Origin of the sequence: Kitasatospora sp. NPDC059599 (genome assembly GCF_042735125.1) — a bacterium.
Classification (GTDB): domain Bacteria; phylum Actinomycetota; class Actinomycetes; order Streptomycetales; family Streptomycetaceae; genus Kitasatospora.
Window position 1 is genome coordinate 11,538 of the sequence record NZ_JBHWCL010000134.1, and the last position, 15,774, is coordinate 27,311.

At 72.2% G+C, this 15,774-nt stretch carries 12 protein-coding genes and 2 pseudogenes; 10 read left to right on the top strand and 4 right to left on the bottom strand.

What is annotated here, in order from left to right; translation table 11 throughout:
* Positions 1–136 precede the first annotated feature (136 nt).
* The 3 genes and pseudogenes from ACFV04_RS33825 to ACFV04_RS33835 all read left to right on the top strand — a co-directional run.
* Positions 137–1,804, top strand: coding sequence for a fumarate hydratase (locus tag ACFV04_RS33825; protein WP_380534670.1), 1,668 nt, complete (start codon positions 137–139; stop codon positions 1,802–1,804).
* A 131-nt stretch (positions 1,805–1,935) separates the two neighbouring features.
* A pseudogene (locus ACFV04_RS33830) lies at positions 1,936–2,151 on the top strand (type II toxin-antitoxin system Phd/YefM family antitoxin); the annotation flags it as partial.
* A gap of 62 nt (positions 2,152–2,213) precedes the next feature.
* A pseudogene (locus ACFV04_RS33835) lies at positions 2,214–2,466 on the top strand (Txe/YoeB family addiction module toxin); the annotation flags it as partial.
* A gap of 19 nt (positions 2,467–2,485) precedes the next feature.
* Here the strand turns inward: ACFV04_RS33835 and ACFV04_RS33840 are convergent.
* On the bottom strand, positions 2,486–3,244 hold the full coding sequence (locus tag ACFV04_RS33840; protein WP_380347400.1) for a GntR family transcriptional regulator: 759 nt from the start codon (positions 3,242–3,244) through the stop codon (positions 2,486–2,488).
* Positions 3,245–3,381: 137 nt separating this feature from the next.
* Here ACFV04_RS33840 and ACFV04_RS33845 point away from each other — a divergent pair, with 137 nt between their 5' ends.
* Entirely contained in the window at positions 3,382–3,585 is a 204-nt protein-coding gene (locus ACFV04_RS33845) for a hypothetical protein (protein WP_380347401.1), read from the top strand.
* Positions 3,586–3,834: 249 nt separating this feature from the next.
* Here ACFV04_RS33845 and ACFV04_RS33850 read toward each other — a convergent pair whose 3' ends face one another.
* A complete protein-coding gene (locus ACFV04_RS33850; RefSeq protein WP_380347402.1) occupies positions 3,835–4,107 on the bottom strand; it encodes a hypothetical protein in 273 nt (90 codons plus the stop codon).
* Between the two features lie 214 nt (positions 4,108–4,321).
* Between ACFV04_RS33850 and ACFV04_RS33855 the strand changes: the two genes are divergently transcribed.
* The 3 genes from ACFV04_RS33855 to ACFV04_RS33865 all read left to right on the top strand — a co-directional run bounded on the left by ACFV04_RS33855 (position 4,322) and on the right by ACFV04_RS33865 (position 10,428).
* Positions 4,322–7,282, top strand: a complete 2,961-nt coding sequence (locus tag ACFV04_RS33855) for a BTAD domain-containing putative transcriptional regulator (RefSeq protein ID WP_380347403.1) — start codon at positions 4,322–4,324, stop codon at positions 7,280–7,282.
* 480 nt (positions 7,283–7,762) lie between these two features.
* On the top strand, positions 7,763–8,527 hold the full coding sequence (locus ACFV04_RS33860; RefSeq protein ID WP_380347404.1) for a methyltransferase domain-containing protein: 765 nt from the start codon (positions 7,763–7,765) through the stop codon (positions 8,525–8,527).
* Between the two features lie 62 nt (positions 8,528–8,589).
* Positions 8,590–10,428 carry a SpoIIE family protein phosphatase gene (locus ACFV04_RS33865; RefSeq protein WP_380534673.1) on the top strand — a complete coding sequence of 613 codons (1,839 nt, stop codon included), beginning with the start codon at positions 8,590–8,592 and terminating at the stop codon, positions 10,426–10,428.
* A gap of 80 nt (positions 10,429–10,508) precedes the next feature.
* Here ACFV04_RS33865 and ACFV04_RS33870 read toward each other — a convergent pair whose 3' ends face one another.
* On the bottom strand, positions 10,509–12,692 hold the full coding sequence (locus ACFV04_RS33870) for an MMPL family transporter (RefSeq protein WP_380534675.1): 2,184 nt from the start codon (positions 12,690–12,692) through the stop codon (positions 10,509–10,511).
* Between the two features lie 137 nt (positions 12,693–12,829).
* Between ACFV04_RS33870 and ACFV04_RS33875 the strand changes: the two genes are divergently transcribed.
* Positions 12,830–13,465 (top strand): TetR family transcriptional regulator, encoded by a 636-nt coding sequence (locus ACFV04_RS33875; RefSeq protein WP_360260911.1) that lies wholly within the window; start codon positions 12,830–12,832, stop codon positions 13,463–13,465.
* Here ACFV04_RS33875 and ACFV04_RS33880 read toward each other — a convergent pair.
* A complete protein-coding gene (locus tag ACFV04_RS33880) occupies positions 13,462–14,436 on the bottom strand; it encodes a LysR substrate-binding domain-containing protein (protein ID WP_380534677.1) in 975 nt (324 codons plus the stop codon). The two genes, ACFV04_RS33875 and ACFV04_RS33880, sit on opposite strands and share 4 nt — an antisense overlap.
* 192 nt (positions 14,437–14,628) lie before the next feature.
* Here ACFV04_RS33880 and ACFV04_RS33885 point away from each other — a divergent pair, with 192 nt between their 5' ends.
* On the top strand, positions 14,629–15,180 hold the full coding sequence (locus tag ACFV04_RS33885) for a peroxiredoxin (protein WP_350515070.1): 552 nt from the start codon (positions 14,629–14,631) through the stop codon (positions 15,178–15,180).
* A gap of 3 nt (positions 15,181–15,183) precedes the next feature.
* Positions 15,184–15,726, top strand: coding sequence for an alkyl hydroperoxide reductase (locus ACFV04_RS33890; protein ID WP_380534679.1), 543 nt, complete (start codon positions 15,184–15,186; stop codon positions 15,724–15,726).
* Positions 15,727–15,774: the final 48 nt, after the last annotated feature.

Genomic DNA, 15,774 nt, shown 5'->3' on the forward strand with positions numbered 1-15,774 from the left:
AGTCGCTCGCACTGCTGCCCGAGTGAGCCCCGTCACGCAAGGCCGACCTGTCCGCGTGCCGACCACGACCGGGTCCTACCCTGGATGGTGCTTCGCCGACGCAGCCGGACCAACTGGACACCTAAGGACCGCCCCGATGGCTCCCACGCCAGACTTCGAGTACAGCGACCTGCTCCCCCTGGGCGCTGACCCGACCCCGTACCGCAAGCTCACCTCCGAAGGTGTCTCCACCTTCGAGGCGGGCGGTCGCACCTTCCTCCAGGTCGAGCCCGAGGCGCTGCGGCTGCTGACGGCCGAGGCGATGCACGACATCTCGCACTACCTGCGCCCCGCCCACCTCGCCCAGCTGCGCCGCATCCTGGACGACCCGGAGGCCAGCCCCAACGACCGCTTCGTCGCGCTCGACCTGCTGAAGAACGTCAACATCTCGGCTGGCGGCATCCTCCCGATGTGCCAGGACACCGGCACCGCGATCGTCATGGGCAAGCGCGGCCAGAACGTGCTCACCCCCGGCGCGGACGAGTCCGCCATCGCGCGCGGCGTGTACGACGCGTACACCAAGCTCAACCTGCGCTACTCCCAGATGGCCCCGGTGACCACCTGGGACGAGAAGAACACCGGCAACAACCTGCCGGCCCAGATCGAGCTGTACGCCACCGACGGCGACGCGTACAAGTTCCTCTTCATGGCCAAGGGCGGCGGCTCCGCCAACAAGTCGTACCTGTACCAGGAGACCAAGGCCATCCTGAACGAGGCGAGCATGCTCTCGTTCCTGGAGCAGAAGATCCGCTCCCTCGGCACCGCGGCCTGCCCCCCGTACCACCTGGCCATCGTCATCGGCGGCACCAGTGCCGAGTTCGCGCTGAAGACCGCCAAGTACGCCTCGGCGCACTACCTGGACAACCTGCCCACCTCGGGCAACGCCAGGACCGGCCACGGCTTCCGCGACCTGGAGCTGGAGCAGAAGGTCACCGAGCTGACCCAGAAGATCGGCATCGGCGCCCAGTTCGGCGGCAAGTACTTCTGCCACGACGTGCGCGTGGTGCGCCTGCCCCGCCACGGCGCCTCGCTGCCGGTCGCCATGGCCGTCTCGTGCTCCGCCGACCGCCAGGCCCTGGGCAAGATCACCGCCGAGGGCGTCTTCCTGGAGCAGCTGGAGACCGACCCGGCGAAGTACCTGCCGGACACCACCGACGAGCACCTCGACGACGACGTGGTGCGCGTCGACCTCGACCAGCCGATGTCCGCGATCCGCGCCGAACTCTCCAAGTACCCGGTGAAGACCCGCCTCTCGCTCACCGGCACCCTGGTCGTCGCCCGCGACATCGCCCACGCCAAGATCAAGGAGCGCCTGGACGCCGGCGAGGGCATGCCCAAGTACCTGCAGGACCACCCGGTCTACTACGCGGGCCCGGCCAAGACCCCCGAGGGCTACGCCTCCGGCTCCTTCGGCCCCACCACGGCCGGCCGGATGGACTCCTACGTCGACCAGTTCCAGGCGGCCGGCGGCTCGATGGTCATGCTCGCCAAGGGCAACCGCAGCAAGCAGGTCACCGACGCCTGCGCCGCGCACGGCGGCTTCTACCTGGGCTCCATCGGCGGCCCGGCGGCCCGCCTCGCCCAGGACTGCATCAAGAAGGTCGAGGTGCTGGAGTACGCCGAGCTCGGCATGGAGGCCGTCTGGCGCATCGAGGTCGAGGACTTCCCGGCGTTCATCGTGGTGGACGACAAGGGCAACGACTTCTTCCGCGAGACCACCGAGGGCCCGCTGATCACCAACCTGCGGGTGCGCTCCAAGGAGTAGTCCCGCACCCCCTCTCTCACCGCCCCGGCCGCCCTGCGGCCGGGGCGGTTCCTTCGCGGCACCCGGTACGGAATTCCCTTACGCAGTAACGTCGTTCGGTACGGGTTCGGTACGCACATGGAGGCACGTCGATGGCGATCAGCGCAAGCGAGGCCCGCACCCAGCTCTTCCCGTTGATCAAGAAAGTCAACGACGACCACGCCCCGGTAGGAATCACCTCGAAGAGCGGCCACGCCGTCCTCATGTCCGCCGAGGACTACGACTCCTGGCAGGAAACGATCTACCTCCTGCGCTCCCCCGCCAACGCCCAGCGACTCATGGAGGCCGTCGCCCGCGACAGGGCGGGACATCCGGGTGTCACCAGGACCATGGAGGAACTCGAAGCCCTGGCGGGTGAGGTGCGAGGAGCGTCCACTTCGATCCGGACGCCTGGGAGGACTTCCTCTTCCGGCTCGGGTCGAAACCGGACGACGGCCCAGCGGATCGCCCGTCTGGTGGGTGAGATCCAGCGTGATCCGTCCAACGGGATCGGGAAGCCGGAGCCCCTGAAGGGCGATCCGGCCGGCTACCGGTCACGCCGGATCGACGACGAGCACCGGCTGGTGTACCGGGCGGACGAGAAGGAGGTGAAGGTCCTCAAGGCCCGCTACCACTACCAGTAGCGATCACGTCCCGTCGGGGTCAGGCGTCGAAGTCGTACTCCAGGACGTACGAGGCGGCGTCCAGGATCATCTCGTTGAGCTCGACCACCTGGCCCTCGTCGGCGAAGGCGGTGCGGCAGATCAGGATCACCGGGGTGCCGGCGGACAGTTCCAGGCGGGTGGACTCCTCCCCGCTGGGCATCCGGGAGCGGACCTCCTCGCGGAAGTGCACGGGCTTGGCGCCGATCTCGGCCAGCCGGGCGTAGGTGCCGCCCGGGCCGGTGTCCTCGCGGGTGATGGCGGTGCCGGCGACCAGGACCGCGGGCAGGTAGGAGGTCGAGAGCAGCACCGGCTTGCCGTCCAGGACGAAGCGGCGGTGCCGCACGCACATCGGGGCCCCCGGGTCCGCCCCGAGCACCCGGGCCACGTGTTCGGGCGCGCCCTGCTCGGTGACGGACACCTGGTCGACCACCAGGCTGCGGTTGTCGATGTCCGCCGACCATATCGACCGGCCGGACCCCCACTGCCCCTGCGCCAGCCGCTGGATGCCGCGCCGGCGCAGCGGCCGGAAGTCCCGCACGAACACCCCGGCGCCGCGGCGCGCCTCGGCGATGCCCTCGCTCTGCAGCACGCCCAGCGCCTGGCGGGCGGTCATCCGGGCCACGCCGTACTCGTCCATGAGGTCGTTCTCGCCGGGGAGGCGGTCGCCGGCGCGGTACCGGCCGGTGTCGATGGCCGCCTTCAGCGCCTCGGCGATCCGCTGGTACTTGGGCTGCTTGTCGCCATTGCTGCCGGTCATCGCCGCTCCCTCTGCCTCGGACAAATCGTAGGCGCGCCCGCGGCCGCCGGTAAGGAGATACGACCGTTGACATCTCTAGAGATTTTAGCTTCTCTAGAGATGCTGGCCAGTCGCCTACCAGAGCGAGGAGCAGCACGGTGAGCACTCGACAGCACGACGCCCGGGCCTACCGGCCCCAGGTGGGCGAACTCGTCCTCGACCGCAGGACCGGACGCACCGGCATCTACATGGGCACCACCGGAGGCGAGCACTACCTGCGCCCCGAGGGCGGCGGCCGGGAATGGACCACCGAACCGAACCACGTCTCACCCGTTCCCGGGCCCCACGAATCGGCTGAATGAGTTCGGCCTCGGCAATTCGGCGAAATCCACGCGAACGCCTACATTCCGGACCCTGCTATCCCCCGGTGAATCCGAAATTCCGGAACTCCCCGCGCACGCCGCCGGGCACGTTACGGATATCACCGGTCACCATGCGTGCACCGGGAGCGGGAATCGGCCACCGGCGCACCGGCACACGAACTGGCGTGCACATAACCGGGAGCGCCCCCGCGCCCGAACGGGGGCACGGGGGCACTCGGACGGCGCGACTTACGGGTGGCCGCCCACGACGCTCTCCGGCACGTACTTCTTGCCCGGCTCGCCGGTGGCCGGGGTGGTGGGCTCCACCACGTGGTCGGCCTCGCCACCGAAGAGGTCACCCTCGATCTCGGTCTTCTGCGCGTCGGACGGAGCGGCGTACTCCGGGTCCGAGGACGCGGTCACCGCGCCCTCGACCGCCTCCGCAGCCGCGGCCGGGGTCTCGGTCTTCGCCGCGTTCTCGGGCGCCGACGCCACCGGGGTCTCGCTCTGGTCGTTGGCCATGGGGCGGCCGCCTTTCGGTCATCAAATGTGTTCTGCCCGACCTCCGTGGCGCGGGCGCGCGGACAGTATCGTAGGGTTGATTAAATGTCCGATAAACATCGTGTGGCTTGCGCTGCCGTCCGGCAGAGTCGGGCGTCCGCCTAAGCTGAAGCACCGCGGCGGACCGCCGAGCGCCCATTCACGGAATCGACACGACAGGCCATCGGGGGACTTCATGGAGTTTCGGGAGACGCCGCAGACCTCTGCGCTGCGCTTCCAAGTCCTCGGTCCGGTCCAGGCCTGGCTCGACGGCAAACCCCTCTCCCTCGGCTCCCCCCAGCAGCAGGCCGTCCTGACCACCCTTCTGCTGCATTCCGGACGCCCGGTCACCACGCAGGACCTGGTCGACGCGCTCTGGGGTGAACGCCCCCCGACCCAGGCGGTGGCCGCACTCCGCACCTACGTGTCCCGCCTGCGCTCCGTCATCGAGCCGCGGCGGGAGGTGCGCCGGCCCGCCGAGCTGCTGGTCTCGGTCGCCGACGGCTACGCCCTGCGCATCCCGGGCGAGTCCCTCGACCTGGCCGTCTTCGAACGGCTCTCCGCCGAGGCCGCGGCCGCCCGGACCGCCGGAGACAAGCGCGAGGCGCACCGGCTGCTGGCGCAGGCGCTGGACCTGTTCAGCGGCCGTCCGCTCACCGGTATCCCCGGCCCCTACGCAGACGCCCAGCGACTGCGGCTGGCCGAACGCCAGGCCGCCGCAGCCGAGGAACTGTGCGCCGCCGCCCTCGACGTCGGCCTGCACGCCGAGATCGTCGGGGAGCTCAACAGCCTGACGGCCGAGCACCCGCTGCGCGAGCGCCTGCGCGAACTGCTGATGCTGGCGCTGTACCGCTGCGGCCGCCAGGCGGAGGCGCTCGGCGTCTACTCCGACACCCGCAAGCTGCTGATCGAGGAACTCGGGGTCGAACCCGGCGCCGGCCTGTCCGCGATGCACAACCGCATCCTGGCGGCCGACCCCGCGCTCGCGCTGCCGGTCGTCGCCGCCCCCGCCGGTCGAGAGGACGGCCCGGCCGCACCTCCGGCTCCGGCCCAACTCCCGGCGGACGTATCGGACTTCAGTGGCCGCACCGAACTCGTGAGTGACCTCTCGACGGTCCTGATGAACGCCAGCGGCCAGGCCGTGGTGGTCACCTCGCTGGCCGGTATCGGGGGCGTCGGGAAGACCACTCTTGCCGTCCACGTCGCCCACCGCGTCCGGGCGGAGTTCCCGGACGGTCAGCTCTACGTCGACCTGCGCGGGGCCGGCGCCTCGCCGGCCGACCCGGTCGTCGTCCTGGGCGACTTCCTGCACGCGCTCGGCGTGACCGACAACCCGGACTCGCTCGAACAGCGCGCCGCCCTCTACCGCTCGCTGCTCGCCGGCCGACGGATGCTCATCCTGCTCGACAACGCGCGCGACGCCGAGCAGATCCGGCCGCTCGTCCCCGGCGTCTCCGGCTGCGCGGTGCTCGCCACCAGCCGGTCCCGGCTGGCGGGCATCCCGGGCGCGCAGCTGTTCGACGTCGAGGAGCTGACCCCGGCCGAGGCGCTGGCGCTGTTCTCGGCCATCGTCGGCGAGCAGCGGGTCGCCGCCGAGCCGGAGGCCGCCATGCAGGTGGTCACCGCCTGCGGCTTCCTGCCGCTGGCCGTCCGCATCGCCGCCGCCCGGCTGGCCAGCCGCCCACGCTGGAGCGTCTCCGACCTGGCCACCCGGTTAGCCGACCAGCGCCGGCGGCTGGACGAACTCCAGCTCGGCAACCTCGCCGTGGAGACCACCATCGGCCTCGGCTACGGGCAGCTGTCCGTGGACGAGGCCCGCGCCTTTCGGCTCCTCGCCCTGATCGACTCCCCCGACATCCCGCTGGCGGCCGCCGCAGCGCTGCTCGGCGTGGACGAGTACACCGCCGAGGACCTCGCCGAGGCACTGGTCGAGGCGAACATGCTGGAGTGCTTCACCCCCGGCCGCTACCGCTACCACGACCTGCTCCGGCTCTACGCCCAGCGGCAGAACGAGCGGATCGGGGACGCCGGGGAGCAGGAGAGCGCGGTCCAACGGCTGCTCCACCTGCTGATCCCGACCGTGCGCAACGCGGCCCAGGTCATCGAGCCGGACGATCCACTGCCCGAGCTGCTGACCACCCTCACCTCGCCGGGACTCGACCTGCCGACGAGCCAGGCCGCACAGGACTGGCTCGGTACCGAGGGTTCGCTGCTGCTCAGCGCGGTCGAAGCCGCCGCCAGTGGCCCCGGCACCCTGCAGCGTGCAGCCGTCGACCTGTTGAACTACCTGTTCAGCATCGATCCGGACCCGACCCGTGGCCCGCGTGCGCGTCGAATCCTGGAGGCCATCGGCGAGGACGCGCAACGTCGCGACGACTCGGCAGGGATCGCCCGGGTGTACTTCGCCCTCGGCACCCTGCAGTCCGTCACCAGCGACTTCCAAGGGTCTGAGCAGTCCTTCCGCCGGAGCCTGGAACACCAGCTGCCGGACGAGCCGACCGTCATGTTCCTCGCCACGGCCAACATGCTGGGCGTGATCCTGAGCGTGGGGAACCGCCCCGCCGAGGCCCTGCCGTTCCTGGAGCAGGCGCGGGCCACCAGCCAAGCCGTCGGCGCGCCGATCCTGGAGGCGCGGGTCGTCAGCAACATGGCCAGGGTGCAGCACCGCCTCGGCATGACCGAGACGGCGATCCGCTCCGCCGAGGACGGCGTCTCCGCCGCGCGGACGTCCAAGAACGGTCCGCTGCTCGCCCAGACCCTGTACCAGCTGGGCGTGGTGCTGTCCGGCATCGAAGCCGTCCCCCACCTGCGCGAGGCGCACCGGCTCTACCGGTCCCAGCGGAACCCTCTGTGGGAGGGCTACACCCTGGCCCGGCTGGCCTCCGCCCTGCTCGTCTCCGAGCAGTACACCGAGGCCGCCGAGGCGGCCGGCGAGTCGCTGGCCATCGGGCAGGAGATGGGCTCCGCCTTCTGCCAGGGCCTGGCCAACGCCGCGCTGGGCGAGGCGTTGCTGGCCCTCGCCCAGCCCGCACGCGGACTCGCGTGCCTCCAGGAGGCACACGCGATCTTCACGCGGCTCGGTGTGCCGGAGGCCTCCCCCGTGGCGGACCTCATCGCTCAGCAGCACACCGAGCCCTTCTCTCCCCCCGCGCCGTGAGGCCTCCGTTCCCCCTCGGAGGACCTCCCCCGTTCCGCGCGTCGGCGCTCCCGCAGCCCCCCGGCTGCGGGAGCGCCCTCAACGCTTCCCCGGCGCTGGACTCCACTGTGCACCCCGCCGATTGACGTTCGATAAACGCCCGATAGTCGGTCTGCGGATCGGTGAAACCGCAGGTCAGCGCCTCTGCCCGGCGCGTCGTGCGGCGTGCGGGGCCTGGCGCACCACCCCGGCCCGCACCGTCGTGCTCCCGCAAGCCCGGCCACATCGACCCAAGTACGACGAGTTGGCCGGAAAGGGACCCCACGACGCTGTGATCACGCATATTCTCAGATGCCAGTACGCACACGAGTGGCTGCCGGGAACGCGTCGGGTGCGGTCCGTCCGTGTGCTGCGGGGAGCGTGACACGCCGCCACCGGCAGCGGCCCGCGAGGTCGCCGAGGAGCCGGCCGGAGGCCACGGGTGGAAGGGTGCCTCTCAACGTGACGACCGGACAGATATCCGACGCGTTCGGCGTCGGCGAGGACGCGGGGGACGACGAGCCCGAGGTACGGCGGCGCCGGGCGGCCCGGGCCCTGCAGGCGGTCGCCTTCGACACCATCGGCGCGGGGTACGGCGAGGCCTTCCCCGCCAAGGACGGACAGCTGGCCTGCGGCCGGCGGCTGCTCGCCGGACTCGAACCGGGGGCCCGGGTGCTGGACGTGGGCTGCGGCACGGGTGAGCCGACCGTCCGCCAGCTGACCGGCGCCGGGTTGCGGGTCACCGGTGTGGACCTCTCGGACGTGATGCTCACCCTGGCCCGGCGGGCGGCCTTCCCCGGCCCGTTCCCGCCGGTGTTCCATCGGATCGACCTGTACGATCTGGCCACCGAGCGCGCGGACCGGGTCTGGAGCGCCCCCGGGCTCGGCCCGGACGGCCGCGGCGGTTTCGCCGCCGTCACCGCGTTCTTCTCGCTGATCCTGCTGCCGCAGGACGAGATCCCGACCGTCCTCCGGCGGCTGCGCGAACTCCTGCGGCCGGGCGGACTGCTGGCGCTCGGTATGGTCGAGGCGGACCTGGATCACGTTCCGCTTCCGTTCCTTGGCAGAGAGCTGCGGATCAGTGGGTATCTGAGGGAGGATCTGGAGCGGGTTCTGGTCGCGGCCGGCTTCGCCGTCGAGGAGTGTTCGGGGCATCCGTACGCGCCGGCCAGTACCTCGCTGCCGCCGGAGGAACAGCTGTTCCTGTGCTGTCGACGCGTCGGCTGACCGCCCGACCGACCGATCGACCGGAAAACCAACCGACCACACCGAATCCAGGACAGGCAGCCGTGCGCGACCAGCTCAAGACCGAGGCGGAGCAGCCGCCCGCCGTCCCGGGCCAGCGCCGCCAGGTCCCGGCCCGGGCGCAGGGCCCGGCGAAGCCGCCGTCCGCGCGGCCGGAGCGCGCCGACGTGGCGGACCGCCTCGCCTACCTCGACTCGGCGACCCGGCGGATCAACAGCGCCCTCGACCTGGGCGCGACGCTGCGCAACATCGGCCGGGTGCTGGTCACGACGCTGGCCGACGCCGCCGTGGTCCACCTGCGCGACCCGCTGCCCAACGTGGAGCGCGAGCCCGGTTTCCCGGAGGAGCTGCGGATCCACCACAGCACGGGCACCCGGATCGGCCGTCGCGGCCGCCCGAGCGGCTTCGACGACCGGCGCCGCTACGGCTCCCGCTCGACCGCCGACAGCGGCCCGGCCACCCCGGTGACCCGCGGCGGGGCGCTCGCGCACGCCCTGCTGAGCCGCCGTCCCGCCGAAGCGGCCGTTCTCGGCACGCCCGGCTCCGAGCGCACCGAGGTGCTGCTGCGCGAGCTGTACGGCAGCCGCGGGGTGGCCCGGCTGACCCCGGGCACCTCCGTGGTGGCCCTTCCGCTGCGCGGCCGCAAGGCCGTCCTCGGGCTGCTGGTGCTGATCCGCCGTCCTCCTGAACGCACCGGCCGCCCGGCCTTCGACGCCGCGGACACCGCGACCGCCGCGCACCTCGCCACCCAGGCCGGGCTGGCCGTGGACACCGCCCTGCGGTACGCCCGCGAGTGGGAGATCGCCAACGAGCTCCAGCGCAGCATGCTGCCGTTGCGCCTGCCGCAGCCGCACGGCGTCCGGCTCGCCCAGCGCTACCTGCCCGGCGAGCGTGGCGCGCAGGTCGGCGGCGACTGGTACGACGCCGTCCCGCTGCCCGGCAACCGGGTCGCCCTGATCGTCGGCGACGTGATGGGCCACTCGCTGACCTCGGCCGCCATCATGGGCCAACTGCGCACCAGCGCGCAGACCTTGGCCGCTCTCGACCTGCCGCCGCACGAGGTGCTCTACCACCTGGACGAGCAGGCCCAGCGGCTCGGCCGCGAACAGCACCTGGCCACCTGCGTGTACGCGGTCTACGACCCGATCGCCAACCGGGTGGTCCTGGCCAACGCCGGACACGTCCCGCCGGTGCTGGTCCGCCCGGACGGGACGGCCGAACTGGTGGAGCTGGACTCCGGGGCCCCGATCGGGGTCGGCGGGGTGGACTTCAACTCGGTCGAACTGCCCGCGCCGCCCGGGTCCGCGCTACTGCTGTTCACCGACGGCCTGGTGGAGACCCGCAGCCGCCCGATCAGCGACGGCCTGGAGGTGCTGCGCGCCCGGATCGCCGCCGCCCGCTGGCAGTCACCCGAGCAGCTGTGCATGGAGGCGCTGCGGATCCTGCCGCCCGGGGACCGCGGCGACGACATCGCCCTGCTCGGCGCCTGCTTCGACGGCATTCCGGCCGGGGACGTCGCGCACTGGTACCTGCAGCCCCGCAACGAGACGCCGGGCCGGGCCCGCCGGCTGGCCGCGCACACCCTGCGCCGCTGGGGGCTGGACGAGCTCAGCGAGGCGACCGAGCTGATGGTCAGCGAGCTGGTCACCAACGCCGTCCAGCACGCGACGCGGCCGGTCACCCTGAGCCTGGTGCGCACCACCCGGCTGCGCTGCGAGGTGGGCGACGACAGTCCGCTACTGCCGCGCCCGCGCCGGACCGGCCCGGAGGACGAACGCGGGCGCGGGCTGCAGATCGTGGCCCGGTGCGCGGACCGCTGGGGCGCGACCCGGCTGGGCACCGGCAAGGTGGTCTGGTTCGAGCAGCGGCTGCCGCAGCCGTAGCCGGCCCGTCGGCCGCGCGCCCGCCGGAAGCGGGCCGGGTGCCCGGCGGAACGGGTTCCACCGGGCACCCCGACCGGGTGTCAGACCCCGGCCGGCTCCTTCACCGGCTGCTCCGTCAGCCGCGCGATCAGCTGCTCGCCCTCCATGTCCACCTTCGGCACGACCTTCTCCAGCCGCTTCGGGAACCACCAGGCGGCCTTGCCGAACAGCGCCATCGCGGCCGGCACCAGCGCCATCCGCACCACGAAGGCGTCCACCAGGACGCCCACCGCGAGGGCGAAGCCGATCGGCTGGACGATCGGGTCGTGGCCGAAGACGAAGGCGCCGAACACCGAGACCATGATCAGCGCGGCCGCCGTCACCACCCGGGCACCGCCCTTGACCCCGCCCACGACCGCCTCGCGCGGCGCCTTGCCGTGGACGTGCTGCTCCTTCATCCCGGAGACCAGGAACAGCTCGTAGTCCATCGCCAGTCCGAAGAGCACGCCGATCAGCAGGATCGGCACGAAGCTGACCACCGGGCCGACCTTCGGAACGTCGATCAGACCGTCCAGCCAGCCCCACTGGTAGACCGCGACCACCGCGCCCAGCGAGGCCCCGATGCTGAGCAGGAAGCCCAGCACCGCCTTGAGCGGGACGAGCACCGAGCGGAAGGCCAGCGCGAGCAGCAGCAGCGCGATGCCGACGATCACCGCGACGAACGGCGGCAGGGCCTGGCCCAGCTTGGTGGAGACGTCGATGTTGGCGGCGGTGGTGCCGGTGACCGCGATGTCCGCGCCGGTCGCCGACTTCAACTCCCCGCGCCGGTCGCGGATCTCGTCGACCAGCGCCCTGGTGTCCTCGTGGTCCGGGCCGGTCCGCGGGATGACGGGGACCAGGGCGGTCCGGCCGTCCTGGTCGACCTGCGGCGGCAGCAGCGTCCGGACGCCCTTCAGGGTCTGCAGCTCCGCTGCCACCCCCTGCACCGCCTGGTCGGGCCGCGGCGCGCCGTGGGCGTCCACGACCACCACCAGCGGCGCGTTGAAGCCCGGTCCGAAGCTGTCGCTGACCAGGTCGTAGGCCTTGCGCGCGTCCGTCCCGACGGCCTGCGAGCCGCCGCCCGGCAGCCCGAGGTCCAGGCTCGCCGCGGGCACCGCCATGACGCCGAGCCCGGCCAGTCCGACGAGCAGCACAGGCAGCGGGCGGCGGACCACGAAGCGGGCCCAGCACTCACCGGTGGTGGTCCTGCCGCCGGTGCGCAGCGCCCGCTTCCAGACCGGCAGCCGGTCGACGGCGCGGCCGACGAAGCCCAGCACCGCGGGCAGCAGCGTGATCGCGACCAGGACGGCCACCACGACCGCCCCGGACGCGGCCAGGCCCATCACGGTGAGGAACGGAACGCCCGCGACGGCCAGCCCGGCGAGCGCGACGACCACGGTCAGTCCGGCGAAGACGACGGCGCTGCCGGCGGTCGCGGTGGCACGGGCGGCGGCCTCCTCCGGCTCCAGGCCCTCGTCCAGGTGCCGGCGGTGGCGGAACAGGATGAACAGCGCGTAGTCGATGCCGACCGCGAGTCCGACCATCAGGGCCAGCACCGGCGCGGTGGTGATGATCTGGAACGAGCCGGTGAGCGCCAGCAGTCCGGCCATCGCCACGCCGACGCCGACCAGCGCGGTCAGCAACGGCAGCCCGGCCGCGACCAGCGTGCCCAGGGTGATCACCAGCACCGTCCCGGCGACCACCAGGCCGATCGACTCGGAGCCGCCCTCGATCTGGGCGAACGTGTTGTAGGCGTCGCCGCCGAAGGCCACGTCCAGTCCGGCCGCGCGGGCCGGTTCGGCGGCCGCCTTGACCGCGTCGCGCTGCCGGTCGGTGACGTCGGCGAGCTTGCGGTCGAAGGAGACCAGGGCGATCGCGACCCGCTGGTCCGGTGAGACGGCGCCGGTGGCGTACGGGTCGGGCACCGCGGCCACGCCCGGGACCTGGGCGATCCGGGCGACGGCCCGGCCGACCGCCTCGGCCGCCCCGGGCGCGGTGGCGCCGCCGGCTGCCGGGGCCGCGAAGACGACCTGGGCGGAGGCGTGGCCCTGTGCCGGGAAGGTGTCCTTGATCCGGTCCAGCGTGCTCTGCGCCTCGGTGCCGGGCACCTTGAACTCGTCGCTGGTCTTGCCGGCGAAGGCGCCCGCGGCCCCGCCGATCGCGATCAGCACGGCGATCCAGACGGCCAGGACGGCGCGCCGTCGCCGGAAGCAGAAGCGGCCCAGTCGGTACAGGTACGTGGCCATGGGCGGTCCCTCGGGGTCGGTCAGGGCAGGTCGCTCCCACCGTACGCGCAAGTTTGTCAGGCGACCAAGTCGAGCGACAGGTGCAAGCGACAGGATCGCCTGACACAGTTGCCCGACCGTGGCGATACCCTGACTGAATGGCTCACGTCCCCGCCTCCGAACGCCGCCCGCAACTGATCCAGGCCGCCATCGACCTGATGGCCCGGGAGGGGATCGCCGCCGGCAGCACCCGCGCGATCGCGGCCGAGCTGGGCGTGGCGCAGGCGACGGTGCACTACACCTTCGGCACCAAGAAGGACCTCTACCGGGCGGTGGTCGAGCAGCTGACCGCCGAGTTCATCGGCCACGTCCGCGACGCCTACCCCGGCGAGGGCTCCTTCGCCGAGCAGGTCAGGACCCTGGTCCACGCGCTCTGGGAGAGTTCCACCGGCCCGGACGGGCGCTGCGTGCTGCTCACCGAGTTCTCGGCACTGGCCATGCGCGACCCGGACCTGCAGGAGATCATGCGGGCCCTCCAGCAGGAGACCGAGGGCACCGCGACCGAGATGATCACCGCCCTCGCCGACGCGCACGGGCTGCGACTGGCCGCACCCGCCGAGGAGATCGCGGTCCACTTCCTGACCGGCTTCCACGGCCTGACCGACCGCTACCTGTCGCTGCGCGCCCCCGGCGAGCAGCCCGGCCCGGACACCCTGCGGGCCCTGGACGTGCTGGTGGCGACCGCGGTCGGGCTCTGCCTGGGCACGCCCGCCACCCCCGGGAACGCGTCCTAGGACGAAGCCGCCGGCTCCGGGGAGCCGACGATCCGGACCGGCAGCTCGACCAGCACCTCACGCAGCGCGGCCGCGAAGCGCTCGTACTCGGCGCCGCGGGCCGAGCCCGGGCGGACGGCCAGCCCGATCCGACGACCGGGCGGCGGGGCGGCGAAGCGGACGGCGGCCAGCCGGTCGGTGCGCCCGGCCTCGACGTCCAGTGCGGTGGCGGGCAGCAGGGTCACCCCGAGACCGCCGGCGACCAGCTGGACCAGGGTGGACAGGCCGGCCGCGCGGGTGGTCGAGCCGGTCGGGTCGGCGCCGACCTCGCGGCAGATGTCCAGCGCCTGGTCGCGCAGGCAGTGCCCCTCCTCCAGCAGCAGCACGTCCAGGTCGAGCAGTACGTCGCGCGGGACGTCGATCCGCCCGGCGAGCGGGTGGCCGGGCGGGGTGATCAGGACGAAGTCCTCGTCGAACAGCGGGATGTCCAGGGTCGGCGAGGTCCCGCCGGCCGGGAGCGCGAGCAGCAGGACGTCCAGGCGCCCGGCGGCCAGGCCCTCCAGCAGCGAGGGGGTGCGCTCCTCGTGGACGTGCAGCTCCAGCTCGGGGAAGCGGTCACGGACCAACCGCAGCACCGTGGGCAGCAGGTAGGGCGCGACGGTCGGGATGACGCCCAGGTGCAGCGGCCCGGTGAACGGGCGGCGGGCGGCCTCGACCTCCTCGGTGAGGGCCTGCAGCGAGGCGAGCACCTTGCGCGCGTGCCGGTGCACGCGCTCCCCCAGGGGAGTGACGATCACCCTGCGCGTCGTACGCTCTACCAGCTGCGCCCCCAGCGACTCCTCCAGCGCGGCGACCGCCCCGGAGAGCGCCGGCTGGCTGGTCCCGGTGGCGGCGGCGGCCTCCCGGAAGTGCCGGTGCTCGGCCACCGCGACGAAGGCCCGCAGCTGCGCGACGGTCGGGGTGCGGGGACTGCGGACGGTGGCGCTCGTCACAGTCGGGTCGGTCTTGGCCCCGGCGGACCGGCGGGATCCCGGCCGCGACGTGGGAGGTTCGGTACTGATAGCAATCTCCGATCAGACACATCCAGTGTAGCTATTTCCCCGATCAGTCCACGATGTGGAATCGTGATGCGTGTCCGGATTCCGGACAAAAGCTCCCCACACCTCATTTCAGGAGAAGCGAACGTGCTCACGATCGGTGACAAGTTCCCCGAGTTCGACCTCAAGGCCTGTGTCGACCTGGACGCCGCGAGCGCCTTCGCTGACATCGACCACAAGACCTACGAGGGCAAGTGGAAGATCGTCTTCTTCTGGCCGATGGACTTCACCTTCGTCTGCCCGACCGAGATCGCCGCGTTCGGCAAGCTGAACGACGAGTTCGCCGACCGCGACGCCCAGATCCTCGGCGTCTCCGGTGACTCCGAGTTCGTTCACCACGCCTGGCGCAAGGACCACAAGGACCTGCGCGACCTGCCCTTCCCGATGCTGGCCGACATCAAGCACGACCTGATGCGCGCCTGCGGCGTCGAGGGCGAGGACGGCACCGCCCAGCGCGCCGTCTTCATCGTCGACCCGAACAACGAGATCCAGTTCGTCATGGTGACCGCCGGCTCCGTCGGCCGTAACCCCAAGGAGGTCCTGCGGGTGCTGGACGCCCTGCAGACCGACGAGCTGTGCCCGTGCAACTGGACCAAGGGCGAGGACACCCTCGACGCCCAGGCCCTGCTGGCGGGCTGACCCATGGCCCTCGACGACCTGAAGGCCGCCCTCCCGGACTACGCCAAGGACCTCAAGCTCAACCTGGGCTCGGTCATCGGCAACTCCGACCTCCCGGCCCAGCAGCTCTGGGGCACCGTGCTGTCCTGCGCGATGGCCACCCGTAGCGCCGGCCTGCTGCGCGAGCTGGAGCCCGAGGCCAAGGCCAACCTCTCCCCCGAGGCGTACACCGCCGCCAAGGGCGCGGCCGCGATCATGGGGATGAACAACGTCTACTACCGGACGCTGCACCTGCTCTCCGACAAGGAGTACAGCACGATGCGGGCCGGTCTGCGGATGAACATCATCGGCACTCCGGGCGTCGAGAAGGTCGACTTCGAGCTCTGGTGCTTCGCCGTCTCGGCCATCAACGGCTGCGGCCAGTGCCTCGACTCGCACGAGGCCGTCCTGCGCAAGGCCGGCGTCGACCGCGAGGTCGTCCAGGCCTCGATGAAGATCGCCGCCGTCCTGCAGGCCGTGGCCGGTGTCCTCGACTCCGAGGCCGCCCTCGCCGCCGTCACCGCCTGACGCACCCGGCACCACGAGCGGGCCCCTCCCGGACACCACGTCCGGGAG